The sequence below is a fragment of the Nocardia sp. NPDC050713 genome, from assembly GCF_040654315.1.
Lineage (GTDB): Bacteria > Actinomycetota > Actinomycetes > Mycobacteriales > Mycobacteriaceae > Nocardia.
In genome coordinates this window covers 118,275-133,269 of sequence record NZ_JBFAHS010000018.1, presented here as the reverse complement: position 1 = coordinate 133,269, position 14,995 = coordinate 118,275, and the positions used below count along the sequence as shown (strand labels likewise).

Sequence of the window (14,995 nt, the reverse complement as noted above, 5' to 3'; positions counted from 1 at the left end):
GGAAATTCTCGTTCTCGACGCAGCAAAGGAGCTAGTGCCGTGGAAGTAGATTCGACGGGCGCTGTGTGGCGTAAGAGCACATACAGCGGCCCCGACGGGAACTGCGTGGAAGTGGCATTTCTCGACGGCGGCAATGTGGCTGTCCGCGACACCAAGGACAAGGGCGTCGGCCCGGTCTTGGCATTCACCCCGGGTGAGTGGGACGCATTCCTCAGCGGAGTATCGGCGGGGGAGTTCGACAAGGCCTGAACGTCAGGTCCGACGAGCAGTCAGCACGGGCCCCGGGTCCAATCGGCTCGGGGCCTTCGCGCGCTCGAATTCGACTGCGAGCTATTGGGTTTCGTCGCGGCCGTGTCCGTTTCCGGTGATGCGATCCTGATAGCTCCGCAACACCGCGAGTTGCCGGTGTTCCTCTTCGTGCTCGATGGCGCGGTTGCGGTTGGACTCGGCCGTCGGATCGGCGCGGAAGAAGCTGCCCGTGCCCGGCTTGCCCGCTGAACCGAGGCGGTTCATCTTCTTCGGCACCGCCGCGCCTTGGTACTCCAGCGGGATCGGGTGGCCGTGCTCGTCGACCGGGCCGAGCGGCTGGTGCACCTCGATGTACTCGCCGTGCGGCAGGCGCTTGACCACGCCGGTCTCGATGCCGTGGTCGAGCACCGTGCGATCGCTGCGTTGGAGGCCGAGGCACAGGCGGTAGGCGATGAAGTACGCGATCGGCGGCCCGATGAGGACACCGATGCGGCCTGCCCAGGTCGTCGCGTTCAACGAGATGTCGAACTTGTAGGCGATGATGTCGTTGACGCAGGAGATCGTGAGGACCACGTAGAACGTGATGGCCATGGCGCCGATCGCGGTGCGCACCGGCACGTCGCGTGGGCGCTGGAGCAGGTTGTGGTACGCCTCGTAATCCTTGGTCAGGCGCTTCTCGATCCAGGGGTAGGAGATCAAAAGGACGAACACCAAGCCCATGGTCAGCGCCACCCAGAACGAGGCGGGGACCGTGTAGCGACCCAGATACAGCTCCCACGGCGGCATCAGACGCGCCAAGCCGTCGGTCCACATCATGTAGAAGTCCGGCTGCGAACCGGCGGAGACCTGGGAGGGGTTGTACGGCCCGAGGTTCCAGATCGGGTTGATCTGGAACAAACCGCCCATGAGGCCGACGACGGCGAGAGTGAAGGCGAAGAACGCGCCCTGATCGGCGGCGAACACCGGCACGATGCGCGCGCCCACCACGTTGTTCTCGGTCCGTCCCGGCCCGGGGAACTGGGTGTGCTTCTGATACCAGACCAGCGCGATGTGCGCGGCGATCAGTGCGAGCATGATCCCGGGGAAGAGCAGCACGTGGGCGATGTAGAGGCGCGGGATGATGATCTCGCCGGGGAAGTCGCCGCCGAACATCAGCCAGTGCATCCAGGTGCCGATGACCGGGATTCCGATCGTGATACCGGAGAACGCGGCGCGCAGGCCGGTGCCGGAGAGCAGGTCGTCGGGCAGCGAGTAGCCGAAGAAGCCCTCGAACATCGCCAGGATCAGCAGCAGCGAGCCGATCACCCAGTTCGCCTCACGTGGCTTGCGGAAGGCGCCGGTGAAGAAGATGCGGAACAGGTGCACGATGATCGAGGCCGCGAACAGCAGCGCCGCCCAGTGGTGGACCTGGCGCACGAACAGACCGCCGCGCACCTCGAAGGAGATGTTCAGCGCGGTCTCGTAGGCCCGTGACATCCCGACGCCGCGCAGCGGCTGGTAGGCGCCGTCGTAGGTGACGTGCGCCATCGACGGGTCGAAGAACAACGTGAGATACACACCCGACAGCAGCAGGATGATGAAGCTGTAGAGCGCGATCTCACCCAGCAGGAACGACCAGTGGGTCGGGAAGACCTTGTTGATCGACCGCTTCATGAATGCCGCGCCGCGATATCGCTGATCCGCCGCATCAGCTTGTTCGCCAACTGTTCGCGCGAGTCCGTTCGCCATGGCCGACACTCCGCTCGTGCGTGTGTGGAATGGGTCTACTACAGACGGTAGCAGCGTTGCCGCGCGGAATCGATAGTTTCTATAGGGTCTCCCACGTGAGTTCGATGGCGCCGCAGGACGCGACCATGTTCTGGCTGTCGGCCCGGACCCGCAACGATCTGTTCCTGCTCTACAGCTTCGCCGACACGGGCGTGTCGACCGAGACGCTGCGCACCGCCGTGGCCGCCCGCAGCGCGCGGATACCGGACCTGCGGGTCCGGCTCCGTGAGACGCCCGGCGACCTCGGCTATCCGTCCTGGGTGCCGTGTGAATACTCGGCAAGTCAGTTCATCGAGCACCCGCTGCCGCGCGCGGACTGGGCTGCGGTGCAGGCCGCGCTCGGCGATCTGCTCGCCACCGGTGTCGACGCCACGTCGCACCCGTGGAAGTTGCACGTCTTCCGGGGCGTCGCGGGCGCGCCGATGCGGGCCTCGGACGACGAGCTCGCCACGGTGGTGGTGCTCCAGATGTCGCATGCGCTGGCGGATGGGATGCGGGCGGCGGCTGTCGCGCGGGAGTTGTTCTCCGGGGAGGACATGGTCGGCGGGGCGGGGCGGCCGAGCGCGTCGGGTGCTGCCAGCGGTGGGCAAGCGACAGGACGCGCCGTAGATAACGGCGCTGGCAGCCGGGCGCGAGCGGCCGAGGGGTTCGCGGCGGAGCTCGGGGCAGGGCGAGGCGCCGATCGGGCGGCGGACGGCGACCTGTTCGGCATCATCGCTGAATCCTTTGCGCGCCTGCGAGATTCGGGGATAGCCGGGGCCGCATGGGGTGCCGCTCGGTTACCTGCCGGAATGGTTCGTACGGCGGTTCGTGGGTTTCGCGCGTATCGGGCGCAGACAGAGTTGGCCGAGCTGACGGCGGCCGGAACGGTACCGCAGCCGGGGCCGGGCTTCGCGCCGAGTGCGGTGAACAAGATTGGGGCGGCTGGGATTATCGATCATCGGGCGCGGATGATCGTGTGCGACGCCGAGGAGCTTCGCGTACAGGGCTGGACGATCACCGTGGTGGTGTTGACCGCCGTGTCGGTTGCCCTCGCCGAATACCTTGCGGCGCAGGGTGAACCGGTTTCGCGGCTCGGCGCGCAAGTGCCGATGGCGCTGTCGGGTGAGTCCGTGTCTCGCAACCACTATCGGAGCCTCGGCGTCGAGCTGTGCACCGACGAACCGGATCTGCGCCTGCGAGCCGACCGAATCGCCGCCGCGCTCGCCGAACGTCGGCTGCGGGCCCAGCATCCGCTGCTGTCCGCGCAGGATCGCGTGACCGCCGTGACCCCGGCCCGCATCCTGCGCCGCGATGTCGACCGCTATCCCGTCGACAGCGTGCCCGACTCGATCGCCGGTCACACGGTCGTCTCCAGCGTGTACCGCGGACCCGCCGATCTCACCTTCGGCGGCGGACCCGTCCGCTGTACCGGCGGCTTTCCCGCCCTAGGCGCGGTCATGCACCTCACCCACGGCGTGCACGGCCTCGGCGACACCGTCACCGTCTCGATCCACGCCGATGCGGCGGTCGTCGATGTGGATTCATACGCGGGCCTGCTCCGCACGGCGCTGCGCGAGGTGGCGGCGAGGCTCGCGGCCCGCTGAACAGTGAACATGCGGCCCGGTCTCGCGGCTCGTCCCGCGCGGCGCACCTTGCTACGGTCACGCTCGCCGCTGCCGCTGCCGCTGCCGCTGCCGCTGCCGCTGCCGCTGCCGCTGCGCGATAGTCGCACGACTGTGGTGACCGTCGAGACGAGGACAGTCGGCGCTGCCGCTACTCGCCTTCCGCGACGAGCCCATCGAAGACCCGCGTGTAATACGCGACGAAGAACCGCCGCCCCATCAACCGCGCCATCGCCAACCCCACCTGGGAGGACGGGCGCAGCGCGGTGTTGTCCCACACCCCGTGCACATCGCTGCCGCCGTCGTCGGCCGGTCGGATCGTCAGCTCGTGGAAACTGCCCGGCGCGAGGTAATCGCTGTCGACCACCCGCATGCGCACCGTCCCCGGCGTCGACCAGTCGTAGCGCCAGCGCGCCGTGATCTTCGGAAAGTCCTGCCCCTCCAGCACGTCCGCGGTGTGCTCACCCACCTCGAACACCCGATACTGCCGCGCCGACAGCGCGGGCCACCGCCGCGGCCGCTCCGCGGAGAAATCGGTGTACAACTCGACGACCTGCTCCGGCGAAGCCACGGTATGCAGGTCGAACTCGAACCGAGTACGCATCTCCCTCGCTAACCACCGAAGCTCGCAGAGCCCGAGTCTAGGCCCGCCGACCACCTTTGACTCGAGACTTCGGCCTGCCACAACGGCGTCCCGTTCTCGAGGCGGTTCCTCGAATCCGTCGAACAAGGTACGCTTGCATACAAAAATTTGTATATTGTCCGCGTGAAGCCGATCAGGTTCGTTGCCACCGCGCTCGACGACCTTCGCGAGTTCCCTCTCGCCGCACGCCGAGAGTGCGGGTACCAACTCGACCGGGTTCAACGTGGTCTGGACCCGACGGACTGGAAGCCGGTGTCGACCGTCGGACTCGGCGTTCGTGAGATCCGGGTCCGGGACCACAACGGCGCGTTTCGTGTCATCTACGTAGCGAAGCTCGCCGACTACATCTACGTCCTGCATTGTTTCCAGAAGAAGACCCAACAGATCCCGGCGGCGGATCTGGATCTGGCGGCCAAGCGGCTGAAGCAGGTCGTGGCGGAGTGCGAGAAGGGAGAGCGCTGATGGCGGACGAGACGTTCGACAGCGTGTGGGATGCGATCGAGGACACCCCACAGGAGGCGGAGAACATGCGACTGCGGTCGCGGCTGATGATCGAGCTGACCGAGCGGATCACCGCGCAGGGCTGGACGCAGGCCGCGGCGGCCGATCGGCTGGGCGTCACCCAACCACGGGTCTCGGATCTGGTGCGCGGCAAAGTTCACCTGTTCAGCCTGGACTCGCTCGTCAACATGGTGACCGCGGCAGGCATGCACGTCGAGATGACGGTCGAACCGGCCGCGTGACGGGCGCTGCCGGACGACGTCCGTCCCTGACCCGTGCACGGCCGGAGCGAAGGCGGTGACGCCCACGCGGGGCGTGCTGGGGCTCATCTTGCGTTCGGTCGTGGGCGGTTGCCTGTAGGGTCTGGGACTCGTGGTGGACAGTGGAACTCTCGCTCCGCGCGAGGTGTACAAGTGGGGCTTCATCACGGCGCTCGGAGTGGTCGCGGGGTATGTCGCGGTTCTGCTGGCCAACGCTCGGCATTTCTATACCGACGACACCGAGTCCCAGTACGCCCCGCTGTGGGTGATGATGGGCAGGCGGCTGCGCGACGGTGACTTCCCGATGCTGGTGCCGGAGCACTGGATGGCGGGCAACTACACCATCGAAGAGGCGGGCCTGCTGAATCCGCCGCAGCTGCTGATCGATCTGATCGCGCCGTCGGTGGACAATCTCGCGCTGTACGCCACGGTAGTCAAGCTGATCTTCGCGATCGTGCTCGGCCTCGGCGTCTACCGGATTTGCCTGGCGTACGGGTCGCGGGCGCCGTGGGCGGCGCTGGCCGGCGTCGCCATCCCGTTCAGCGGCTGGCTGCTGTTCTTCGACGAGGGCAGCTGGATGACCGCGTTCACCGGCACCGCCTGGTTGGCGCACGCGTGGGCGTCGGGCGTGCGCTACGCGCGCGGTCGCTCGGGGCCGATCCCCACCTTCGTCTTCCTGTACCTGGCCATCTCGGTGCAGTACATCTTCCCGGCGGTCGAGGCCGGGATCATGATCGCCGCGGTGGCCGTCGGCGAACTGGTCCACCAGCGGAAGTGGCAGCCGTCGCTGCGCCTGCTCGCGGTGTCGGCCTGCGCGGCGCTGGCCGGGCTCGCGACGTACCTGCCGAGCATGCTCTCGGCCAAGGTCACCTGGCGCGGCACCGCGCAGATCAACAACGAGCAGCTGCTGACCGTGCCGTGGTCGGAGTCGTTGAACGCCAGTCTGCCCAGCACCCTGCCCGCGTTCACCACTTGGTGGGGTTACGTGCAGCCGATGCCGGTCGTCTACATCGCCTGGTTCGTCATCCCGGCGCTGGCCTTCGTCGACTGGCGCAAAGCGCTGGACTCGGCGCGCGAACTCACCGCACCCGCGCTGTTCACGGCGATCATGCTGATGTGGACCGCGGGTCCCGGCGCCATCGGCCCGCTGCGCTGGCCCGCCCGCGTGCTGCCGATGGTGGCGCTCGGGCTGCTGGTGCTCGTCTGCGTGCTGCTCGGCCGCTTCGCGACGTTCGCCGATTGGCGCAGGCGCGGGTTGATCGCGGCGGGCTTGATCGGCTTGCTGTTGCTGCGCTCGGTTTCGGCCGCACCGCAGGAAGCGGTGTGGCACGTGGTCGCCGCCCTCGCGGTGGCGGCACTCGGCGCGGCCGTGGTGTGGCTTGCCCGTAGTCGTGGCGCCGCGGCGGCGTGCGCGCTGGTGCTCGTGTCGATCTTCCCGATCGCCTACCTCCAGGTGTGGTCGGCCCAACCGACCCCGCTCGGTTGGAACCTGCCGGAGCAGCGCTCGGAGATGAAGGCCGCCTTCCCAGATTTCCCCGGCACCACGCTGCAACTGGGCGACCGCGCCCTCATTCCGCGCGCGGAACGCACCCTGGACGGCGCGTACGGATCGCTGGTCTTCGGCAACTATGCCAAGGACTTGGAGCTGACCTACGTCAGCGGATACACGCCGAACGGCCATTTCCAGTTCGGCGAGCTGCTGTGCATGCTCTGGGACACCAGCGTCTGCCCCGACGCCTTCCGCAGGGCCTTCGCCGTCGAGCCGACCACCGGCAAGACCATCGTCGACCTGATGAAGGTGGACCGGGTCGTGCTGCACACCGCCCTGTACCCGGACGCGCGCAACCAGCCCGCACCGCAGGGCTGGAAGTGGGTCGACTACCCCGGCCACGAGAAGTACATCGCCGTGCTCGAACGCGAGAACGGCTTGCTCTCGACCGTCGACGGCCGCGTCTCCGCCACCGACGGCGTCACCGCCACCTCCCTCGCCGAATCGGACACGACCAGCCGCGTCCGGGTGAGCTCGGAGCGCGGCGGCCGGGTGGTGTTCGCGCGGCTGGCCTGGCCCGGCTACCGCGTCACCCTCGACGGTCGCGAACTGCCGGTGCAGAACGTCGCGAAAACCTTTGTCGCCGTCGATATTCCGGCGGGCACTCAGAACGCCGAACTGGAACTCGCCTGGCGGCCGCCCGGCTGGCAGATCGGCGCGGCGAGCGCACTGGCCGGGTTGCTCGGTGTCGGCGTGCTGCACTGGCTGTACCGGCGCGGCCGCAGGGAAGACGAGTCCGCTCCGACCCCAGCGGACGAGACCGGCGTGACCGAGCTGGCGGACGCCGTCCGATGAACTCCGTCGACCAGGCCGAACTCGATCCCGGGCCGCTGCTGCGCGTCGTGCGGCGGCAGGAGATCGCGTTCGCCATGGTCGGCATGGTGAACACCGGACTGGGCATCGCGTTGACGGTGATGTGGCTGGCGATCTTCGACGGCCGCGTCTCCGCCGCGCTCGCGCCCGCCGCCGCTTACAGCATCAGCATCGTCATCGCGTTCGTGCTGCACCGCACTCTGGTCTTCCGGGTGCGGGGGCAGGTGCTGCGCGATTTCTGCGCCTTCGTCGCGGTGAATTCCGGTGGGCTGCTGATGAACATGGTGCTGCTGCAAGCGGCCGTATCACTGCTGCACCTGCCGAGCATTCCGTCGGCGGTCGTGGTGATGGCGCTGGTCGCGGTCGCGAGTTTCTTCGGCCACCGGCATATCTCGTTCCGGCGCAAGGCCGCTGAGGCGGTCTGACGAGGGCATAGGGGCGCTGGCTGCCCGGCCTTTCGCCCTACGCGGCCGAAGCGGGAACGCGTTCGGCGGTGGGGAGCGGTTCGATGCCGAGTTCGGCCCTGGTGGCCTTGACGACCGACAGCTCCTGCTCGGCGGTGCTGGCAATGGCTTTGTGCCACAACGTCCGGATGTCGTCGAGGTCCTCGATGGTCGCGTCGCCGTCGAGAGTCAGCGTCAGCTTCTGGACGGTGATGTTCGCGGCCGCGGTGAGCGTGCGCAGCAGGTCTTCACAGCGATTCGGGAGACGCGGGCTCGACAGGATGCGCAACCGGGTCACCGATCCGCCGCATTGCCCGATGCTTTCGTGCAGATCGAGGCCGAACCTGTCGATCTCCCCGATGTAGGCGAAGTCCTGGCTGGACAGCTGCTGCCGGACCGCGGCCGAGGTCTCCAGCAGGGCGGTGACTGCCGCGAGCACCGACTCGCGCCGCCACTTCTCGTGCTCACGCTGTTCGGCCGATTCCGTATTCCGTTGCGCCGCTTCGATCGCAGCCCTGCTGCGCTGCTCGGCCGCCGCGTTGACCGCCTCCACGTTCCGCTGCGCGGCCTCCAGTGCGATGCTGCCGCGCTCGTCGGCCGCGTCGATCGCGCGACGGTTCGTGCGGTTGGTGAGGAGGACGCCGACCAGCACGACGAAGGCGACGACCAGGGAACTGAAGAGGGGAAGCCACTGAGTCACCCCGGAATCATCGCAGCCGACATGCGTTCCCGGCGTCGGCCTCGCCGACAACGCGTTCGGATGTCGGCCCGCCCGCGATGACGGGCGGTTCGTTCGAGGTCCGTGGATGCGGCGGGGGACACCAGAATCGACGGCATTGACCTCGAGCAAGGTTGAGCTCTTAGCGTCGGCGCCGAGGAAAGGAAACACCGTGACAACACTGGTAACTGGCGCGACCGGCAACACCGGCCGCCATGTCGTGGCAGAACTCTTGCGTCGAGGCGAGCGCGTCCGTGCGCTCACCCGCGATCCGGCGGCCGCGAAACTCCCCTCGGGCGTCGAGCTGGCGACGGGCACCCACACCGCACCCGAGACCTTGGGCCCGGCGCTGGACGGAATCACCCGGCTGCACATCACCGTGACGGCCGGGCTCGCGGAGGTCGGCGAGGAACTGGTTCGCCGCGCCGTCGACGCGGGCGTTCGTCGCATCACCGTCGTGTGGGGCGGCGCGGTAGGCCCGGTCGAACAGGCCGTCGCCGACTCCGGTGTGGAGTGGACGCGGCTCGAACCGCAGGAGTTCATGTCCAACACGCTGACTTGGGTCGACTCGATCCGCGCCGAGGGCGTGGTGCGCGAACCCTACGACTTCCCGAGCGCGCTGGTGCACGAGGCCGACATCGGCGCGGTGGCCGCCGCGGCGCTGCTCGAGGACGGCCACGCGGGCCGCGCGTACAACCTCACCGGACCGCAGCCGCTGACCCTGCACGAACGTCTCGCGATCCTGTCCGAGGCGGTCGGACGCGACATCGTTTTCGACCGGATCACCCACGCACAGGCCGTGGACCGGCTCATGAGCACCGGCGTCTCCCGGGCCGACGCCGACTACGTCATCGGCTGGTACGCCGCACCGCCCGAGGAGTCCGCGACCGTCGACGACACCGTTCCCCGGGTGCTCGGCCGCCCGGCGCTGACCTTCGCCCAGTGGGCGGCCGAGCACGCGGATCGCTTCCGGAACTCCGCGCCGGCTCCGGCCGGCACGGCTCGATAACATCGACCGCCGACGTCCGATCGGCGGGGCCGACGCCGCAGGAGTTGGCCGAGACGGCACGGCGGCCGCCATCCGGGCCGCCGTGTTCTTCGCTGAATGGCCTTGCCGGGTAACGATTTCGGCTGCGCGAAAGACGTAGTTCCCGGACCACTTCGACGACAATATGGCCGGAAACGGCCCATGGACTGGAATCGACTATTCGATGAAGCTCTCCGCACTACGCAGTATCGCCGCTCCGCGGACCGCCGCTGTTGCACTGACCGCCGCGCTGTTCGTGCCGTTGACCAGCGGTACTGTTTCGGCCGATCCGCAGCAGCACTCGGCCGTCACCTCCGTCGTCAAAGAGGGGCGCACCTGGCACCTGAAGGTGTACTCGGCGTCGATGGACACCGAAATCGATGTGGATGTGCAGCGTCCGGCCGACGAGTCCGAGCCCGCGCCGAACCTCTACATGCTCAGCGGTCTGGATGGCGGCGAGGGAACTGCCAGCTGGCAGGCCGCCACGCACGCGCTCGAATGGCTGGCCGACAAGCCGGTGAACGTCGTCCTGCCGATCGGCGGTCGCGGCAGTTACTACACCGACTGGCAGCAGCGGGACCCGGTTCTCGGGCTGAACAAGTGGACGACTTTCTTCACCGAGGAACTGCCCCCACTGCTCGACCAGACGCTGAACTCGACGGGACAAAACGCGTTGGCCGGTCTCTCCACCTCGGGCACATCGGTGTTGCAGCTGGCCGAGGCCAAGCCCGGCCTGTGGAAAACCGTCGCTGCCTACAGCGGGTGCGCGCAGATCGCCGACCCGATGGGGCAGCTGTTCGTCAAGCTGGCCACCGAAACCTGGGCGGGGGGCGACACCGAGAACATGTACGGCCCTGCCGAGAGCCCGCTGTGGGCCGCGAACGACCCGGTGATCAACGCGGAGAAGCTGCGCGGCACGCTGCTGTACGTCTCGAGCGGCAGCGGCATCCCGGTGATGGAGGACGTCCAGTACTACCTGAACGCCGCACCCGGACCGATGGGCGCGGTCACCCTCAGCCTCGGTGTGATCATCGAAGCGGCCGTCAACGGCTGCACCGCCAACCTGAAGAACCGGCTCGACTCGCTGGACATCCCGGCGACCTACAAATTCAACCCGGTCGGCACGCACTACTGGCCGTACTGGGAAGAGGCGCTGCACGACTCGTGGCCGCTGCTCGCCCAGGGCATGGGGCTCGACGGCTGAGGCGGGCGCGCGAACGCGCCGGTTCGGTGTTCACCTCGCGGACGCCTTGGTCCGCAATGGGCAGTGGATAGACCCGGAGCGCGCCGAGATCGACGCCGTGAGCAGGGAAAGACGGACGGGCTAGCATCGCTGCGTACGGTGGAGCCGGAGGGGGAGTTCGATGCACGATGAACGGGCGAATTCGGCTGCGCCACCCGGCAAGCCGATCAACCGGTCCGATTCGGCTGGTGCAGCCGCGCCGTACGGGCAGCAATTGCCCGAGGGTGCATCGCAGTTCGGTGCCGACTGGCCACGTGCGCATCCTCCAGGAGCGCAGGTCGCACCCTACGGCCATGTGGCGCAGCAGTCACCCTACGGTGCAGCGCATTTCGGGCAGAGTCGACCGGCGCCGCAGTTCGGCCACGGCGCCCCGGGTCAACCGGCACCCTACGGTGCGCCGCAGTTCGGCCACGGCCTACCTGGGCAACCACGGGCGCCCCAACCCCCTCGGTCCGGGAACACCGCACTGATACTCGGCGGTGCCGCGGCAGTGGTCGTCCTCCTCGTGCTCGCCCTCGCCGCGGTGGTCGTGGTGGGCGGATCGGATTCGGGCGAGTCCACTGCCACTGCCGCGGACCTCGAGTCGATGACCTTCGTGACCGCGTCACCGACGCGCACCCCGGAGCCATGGCGCGGCGTGTACTCGATGGCGGGTGTGCACAATGCGTGCGACCTGGTGGACTTGTCTGTCCTGGCGCCTTGGGGGCGCGTGCTGGCGAGCCCGCCCTTGCACAAAGAGGAGCGGCCCGACGACAGTGGCGGCGGTTCGCTGCGCTGCAACACCACGATGGAGGCGGAGCATACGGTCCGAGCCGTGGTCGTGCCTGCCTCGATGATCACTTACGCCGAATTCGCCGACAAGTACGCCGACAGCGCGTCCACCTATGCCGATGACGTCAAATCGGGCATCCAGCTCGGCGGCCCGGACGCGATTCATGGCCCGGTGTCCGGGCTCGGCGCGGAGGCATATTTCGTTATGGTGAAACACAACTCCAACCCGCCGCACCACGTCATGTACGACCTGTTCGTCCGCGACAGCAATGTGGTCGTCAAGATCGACGCCCACGTCGGCTCCGACCACCCGATCGACCAACGCGACTTGGACGCCGCCTTCCAACGCCAGGCCCGCCAGATCCTGGACAGGCTCCGGACCTAGCCTCACTACCCCGCGGAACCGGGCATTCTGCTGCCTTGCGCGAGGTGCATTGGGCCCGGCGCTGGACGGAATCACCCGGCTGCACATCACCGTGACGGCCGGGCGCGCGGTAGGCCCGGTCGAACAGGCTGTTCGTATCTACCTCTTCCGGCAAGTTCGGCAGATGTACTGCCGCCTCGGGTAGCCACACGCGGACGCGGGACGGTGTTGTCAGGCAGCCGCCCGCACGGAATCGCGGGCTCGGGCACGGGCGAGGTGTCAGATCCGGGCTCGCGTCGCTCGCACGGCCGACATTCGGTCTGTACCGTGCTGTGCGCGGATGGGCGTGGGTTCGCTCATGCGGGCAACTTCTCCAGGGCACGCTGTGCTTGTTTGCGCACAGGCGGATGCGGGTCGTTGAGCAGCGGCTCGATCAGGTGGCGGACGCCGGTAGCCTTCATCTGCACCAAAGCTTTGATCGCGGAGCCCCGCGCCACACCGCCGAGATATTGCACTGCCAGCGCTCGGGCCGACGGTGTCTTGACCTTGCCGAGGTACTCGACAAGCGGGATCATCGAGCTTCCCTCGGGAAGCTCGGCGAGCAGTCCAGCGATCTGGTCGAAGTTCTTTGCGGTGGCGATCGTCCGAAGGCCGAGACATGCCCAGTCCTGCATCCGAGTTGGCAGCGGCGGCCTGCGCTGGACTTGCGCGATGAGCAGATCAATCGCTTGCTGGTTGCCGCGTGCGGCTGGGTCGATGAGGTTACGGATGAGCCCGGACCGAATAGCGGACCTATGCTCGGTTTCGGGGCCGGGAATCTTGGTTTCGAGGTTGGCGAGCCAATCGATGAAGATCGGAATGCCTTGGGGAATGGTCCGAGGTCCGTTGGACAGGTCATCGAGGGTGTAGCAGGGCACGCCGACGGAGGCGAGCTCTTCCATGATCCGTCGGTCGAATCCTTGTTGCCCATGGACGTACGCGGCGGGGAGATCGTTCATCCACTCGGAGCCGCCGCTTTCGCTGCCGTAGGGCATCCGCGCGTATTCGATGGGTGCGTACTCATGGGTCATTGTTGTCGTCCAATTCTTTCCGGATCAACGTGATCTGGCCTGTATCGATCATGCCTTGGATATCGGGATCGTTGATCTGTGTTCGGTGATCGACCACCAAGGTAAGGGTGTACCCGTTATCGCGCGCCCACTGCTCCTCGATGAGGATCTGTTCTTTATACGGCCCGATCTCGTTGGTGTTCTTGACCTCTGTGACTTGGCGATTCGCATCATCGATGTGGTCTGGGATCGCAATGTTTGGATTGCCATCGCGGTCGATGACGATGACCTGCCGCTTGGGCGCATCGGGGTCGACACCAGCGCGACGTTCCCCTTCACGGCCGGCTTCATTGTTCTGTCGAACATCGCGGTTGCCCACGTGCCTTGTACTGCGCGGCGTCCGGCCGAGTATCGCCGCCAGCCCCTTGGTCTCATCGGACACGAGGCTGTAGATCGCGTTGTTCGACCTCACCGCGTCGGCGACCTTGGTTTCGATGTCGCCCAAGCGTCCGGAAATGGCTGCGGCATACGTGATCTTGTTCGACTTGATGAGATTATCGAGCTTCGCCCTCAACGCTCGCCCGTTCGGCAGAACAAGGGCAGCGACCTTGTCGGCCTCATACGAAGCGACGATTCCGGCCAAAAGGTTCAGCGACGTCCGGCAGTCTTCCTTTGCGAGCTTGGCGGTCTCGGAAACGTGTTTGCAGGCGATGCCAAGGTAATTGGCCGCATCAGCCGAAGCTGCTATGGCTCTACACACCTCGGCGGTATCGCCTATATACCCAGCCAGCACCGGGTCCTCGTCGCGGGCTTCCTCTGGAAAGGCAGCTTTGATGTCCAGATATAGCGTGTTGGCGAAGTCCGACACCTTCGCGCCGTAGTTCGAGAGATTCACGCCGGCGGCGGCAATGCGGGCCTCATCGCAGTCGGCCCATTTTCTGGTCACGTACTCTTCGACCAGCGACCAGCGCTCAGGGTTGCCCTCCGTGGCACCCACGGACATCTTGGTGGGATGCAGGCTCGCTGCCAGGGTTGTTCCCTGCGGCGGATTCGGAATGGGTTCGTGCGGGCCGGGATGTGAATCATTCTCCGCGCCATCAAGGTTCTGACCGGCGATGTGGATTTGTTTTCCGAGCTCACGGGAAGCCATCGCTGCGTTCGATCCCGCTTCGAAGGCATCCGAAGCCGACTGATCGAAACTTCGCCCCCACTGTGGGCCGCCATATGGATACAGGCCGGCCGAGCGGGTGACATCGAGCTGCTTGTCGAGACCTTTGAGGTCTTCTTCCAAATTGAGACTCGCCTTGAAGAGCTTTTTAGCGACCGCATAGTAGATCTTCGGGTCAACGGTCGTCATCAGGTGGCTTTCTGGTCATGTGCGCATTTCCCGATTGGCCCGCTCGGCTTCGAGATAGTTGCGGTGCGCTACCGAAATGTGTTCACGCAGCGCCCGTATCTCGTCGACAAGTCTGGCCGCATCCTTTTGCCAATTTTCGTGGCTGTCGTAGTAGGCGTCGGCGGCATTGCCCGCGAACTGCGCCAACACGGCCTCGGTGGACCGTTTGACGCTGTCGTTGTATTCGCCTAGTGCAGTGATCTTCTCGTCGAGCAATGTGATGAACGCTTGCATTGCGTCGAGGTCATAGCGGCGGGGGGTCACGGCAAGTCGAGACTGGATGTCTTCGCGGTGATGGAGGCGCTGAACTGCTGGTCCTTGTCGATGACTTGTTGGGCCACCGATGTCAGACTCGTCGCATGCTGCCCCAGCTTATCGATCTGTGTACCGATCCGAGGATGAAGTTCGTTCCAGACCGCGCTTATGTGATCAGCTGCGGGACCCGACCACACCTCCTCGAGCCGGGCATGCTCAGCGCGGATAGTCGACAGAACTCCGTACAACAGCCCTTGGTACTGCCGCAGTTCGGTTGCGCCCTGGTGCAGAGCCGTGGGGTCGACTTGTAGACTCACGCTGCCCCCATATTCTTCACAAGATG

16 protein-coding genes are annotated in these 14,995 nt (G+C 66.6%); 9 read left to right on the top strand and 7 right to left on the bottom strand.

Annotated features, from left to right (window positions below; translation table 11 throughout):
- Positions 1-39 precede the first annotated feature (39 nt).
- Positions 40-249: a DUF397 domain-containing protein gene (locus AB0H49_RS28470; protein ID WP_357255823.1), complete on the top strand. Its 210-nt coding sequence runs from the start codon at positions 40-42 to the stop codon at positions 247-249.
- Between the two features lie 81 nt (positions 250-330).
- On the opposite strand, the gene AB0H49_RS28465 is transcribed toward AB0H49_RS28470, so the two are convergent.
- A complete protein-coding gene (locus AB0H49_RS28465; protein WP_354998066.1) occupies positions 331-1,977 on the bottom strand; it encodes a cytochrome bc complex cytochrome b subunit in 1,647 nt (548 codons plus the stop codon).
- A 104-nt stretch (positions 1,978-2,081) separates the two neighbouring features.
- Here AB0H49_RS28465 and AB0H49_RS28460 point away from each other — a divergent pair, with 104 nt between their 5' ends.
- Complete coding sequence (locus AB0H49_RS28460; RefSeq protein ID WP_357255909.1) at positions 2,082-3,602, top strand: wax ester/triacylglycerol synthase domain-containing protein; 1,521 nt, start codon at positions 2,082-2,084, stop codon at positions 3,600-3,602.
- A gap of 169 nt (positions 3,603-3,771) precedes the next feature.
- On the opposite strand, the gene AB0H49_RS28455 is transcribed toward AB0H49_RS28460, so the two are convergent.
- The gene (locus tag AB0H49_RS28455) at positions 3,772-4,224 is read right to left on the bottom strand and encodes a hypothetical protein (protein WP_357255821.1); all 453 of its coding nucleotides are present in this window, start codon (positions 4,222-4,224) and stop codon (positions 3,772-3,774) included.
- A 162-nt stretch (positions 4,225-4,386) separates the two neighbouring features.
- Here AB0H49_RS28455 and AB0H49_RS28450 point away from each other — a divergent pair, with 162 nt between their 5' ends.
- The 4 genes from AB0H49_RS28450 to AB0H49_RS28435 all read left to right on the top strand — a co-directional run bounded on the left by AB0H49_RS28450 (position 4,387) and on the right by AB0H49_RS28435 (position 7,811).
- Positions 4,387-4,725 (top strand): type II toxin-antitoxin system RelE/ParE family toxin, encoded by a 339-nt coding sequence (locus tag AB0H49_RS28450; RefSeq protein WP_354998063.1) that lies wholly within the window; start codon positions 4,387-4,389, stop codon positions 4,723-4,725.
- Positions 4,725-5,006: an XRE family transcriptional regulator gene (locus AB0H49_RS28445; RefSeq protein WP_354998062.1), complete on the top strand. Its 282-nt coding sequence runs from the start codon at positions 4,725-4,727 to the stop codon at positions 5,004-5,006. The genes AB0H49_RS28450 and AB0H49_RS28445 overlap by 1 nt, the downstream gene beginning before the upstream one ends.
- A gap of 133 nt (positions 5,007-5,139) precedes the next feature.
- A complete protein-coding gene (locus AB0H49_RS28440) occupies positions 5,140-7,368 on the top strand; it encodes a hypothetical protein (RefSeq protein ID WP_357255818.1) in 2,229 nt (742 codons plus the stop codon).
- Positions 7,365-7,811: a GtrA family protein gene (locus tag AB0H49_RS28435; protein ID WP_354998060.1), complete on the top strand. Its 447-nt coding sequence runs from the start codon at positions 7,365-7,367 to the stop codon at positions 7,809-7,811. The genes AB0H49_RS28440 and AB0H49_RS28435 overlap by 4 nt, the downstream gene beginning before the upstream one ends.
- A 37-nt stretch (positions 7,812-7,848) precedes the next feature.
- On the opposite strand, the gene AB0H49_RS28430 is transcribed toward AB0H49_RS28435, so the two are convergent.
- A complete protein-coding gene (locus tag AB0H49_RS28430) occupies positions 7,849-8,529 on the bottom strand; it encodes a hypothetical protein (protein ID WP_357255816.1) in 681 nt (226 codons plus the stop codon).
- Positions 8,530-8,719: 190 nt separating this feature from the next.
- Between AB0H49_RS28430 and AB0H49_RS28425 the strand changes: the two genes are divergently transcribed.
- The 3 genes from AB0H49_RS28425 to AB0H49_RS28415 all read left to right on the top strand — a co-directional run bounded on the left by AB0H49_RS28425 (position 8,720) and on the right by AB0H49_RS28415 (position 11,973).
- The gene (locus AB0H49_RS28425; RefSeq protein WP_357255814.1) at positions 8,720-9,556 is read left to right on the top strand and encodes an NAD(P)H-binding protein; all 837 of its coding nucleotides are present in this window, start codon (positions 8,720-8,722) and stop codon (positions 9,554-9,556) included.
- Positions 9,557-9,758: 202 nt separating this feature from the next.
- A complete protein-coding gene (locus AB0H49_RS28420; protein WP_357255812.1) occupies positions 9,759-10,778 on the top strand; it encodes an alpha/beta hydrolase family protein in 1,020 nt (339 codons plus the stop codon).
- Between the two features lie 529 nt (positions 10,779-11,307).
- Complete coding sequence (locus AB0H49_RS28415) at positions 11,308-11,973, top strand: hypothetical protein (protein WP_357255810.1); 666 nt, start codon at positions 11,308-11,310, stop codon at positions 11,971-11,973.
- Positions 11,974-12,308: 335 nt separating this feature from the next.
- On the opposite strand, the gene AB0H49_RS28410 is transcribed toward AB0H49_RS28415, so the two are convergent.
- From AB0H49_RS28410 to AB0H49_RS28395, 4 genes are read right to left on the bottom strand one after another with little or no spacing between them, the layout of a single operon-like run.
- Positions 12,309-13,022 carry a HEAT repeat domain-containing protein gene (locus tag AB0H49_RS28410; RefSeq protein WP_357255808.1) on the bottom strand — a complete coding sequence of 238 codons (714 nt, stop codon included), beginning with the start codon at positions 13,020-13,022 and terminating at the stop codon, positions 12,309-12,311.
- Positions 13,012-14,358, bottom strand: coding sequence for a putative toxin (locus AB0H49_RS28405; protein ID WP_357255806.1), 1,347 nt, complete (start codon positions 14,356-14,358; stop codon positions 13,012-13,014). The genes AB0H49_RS28410 and AB0H49_RS28405 overlap by 11 nt, the downstream gene beginning before the upstream one ends.
- Positions 14,359-14,373: 15 nt before the next feature.
- Positions 14,374-14,661: a WXG100 family type VII secretion target gene (locus tag AB0H49_RS28400; RefSeq protein WP_357255804.1), complete on the bottom strand. Its 288-nt coding sequence runs from the start codon at positions 14,659-14,661 to the stop codon at positions 14,374-14,376.
- A complete protein-coding gene (locus tag AB0H49_RS28395) occupies positions 14,658-14,969 on the bottom strand; it encodes a WXG100 family type VII secretion target (RefSeq protein ID WP_357255802.1) in 312 nt (103 codons plus the stop codon). The genes AB0H49_RS28400 and AB0H49_RS28395 overlap by 4 nt, the downstream gene beginning before the upstream one ends.
- Positions 14,970-14,995: the final 26 nt, after the last annotated feature.

Coding starts and splice junctions, on each gene's coding strand:
- AB0H49_RS28455 (WP_357255821.1), bottom strand. CDS start 4,224: ATGCGTACTCGGTTCGAGTTCGACCTGCATACCGTGGCTTCGCCGGAG.
- AB0H49_RS28460 (WP_357255909.1), top strand. CDS start 2,082: ATGGCGCCGCAGGACGCGACCATGTTCTGGCTGTCGGCCCGGACCCGC.
- AB0H49_RS28465 (WP_354998066.1), bottom strand. CDS start 1,977: ATGGCGAACGGACTCGCGCGAACAGTTGGCGAACAAGCTGATGCGGCG.
- AB0H49_RS28420 (WP_357255812.1), top strand. CDS start 9,759: ATGAAGCTCTCCGCACTACGCAGTATCGCCGCTCCGCGGACCGCCGCT.
- AB0H49_RS28410 (WP_357255808.1), bottom strand. CDS start 13,022: ATGACCCATGAGTACGCACCCATCGAATACGCGCGGATGCCCTACGGC.
- AB0H49_RS28435 (WP_354998060.1), top strand. CDS start 7,365: ATGAACTCCGTCGACCAGGCCGAACTCGATCCCGGGCCGCTGCTGCGC.
- AB0H49_RS28445 (WP_354998062.1), top strand. CDS start 4,725: ATGGCGGACGAGACGTTCGACAGCGTGTGGGATGCGATCGAGGACACC.
- AB0H49_RS28405 (WP_357255806.1), bottom strand. CDS start 14,358: ATGACGACCGTTGACCCGAAGATCTACTATGCGGTCGCTAAAAAGCTC.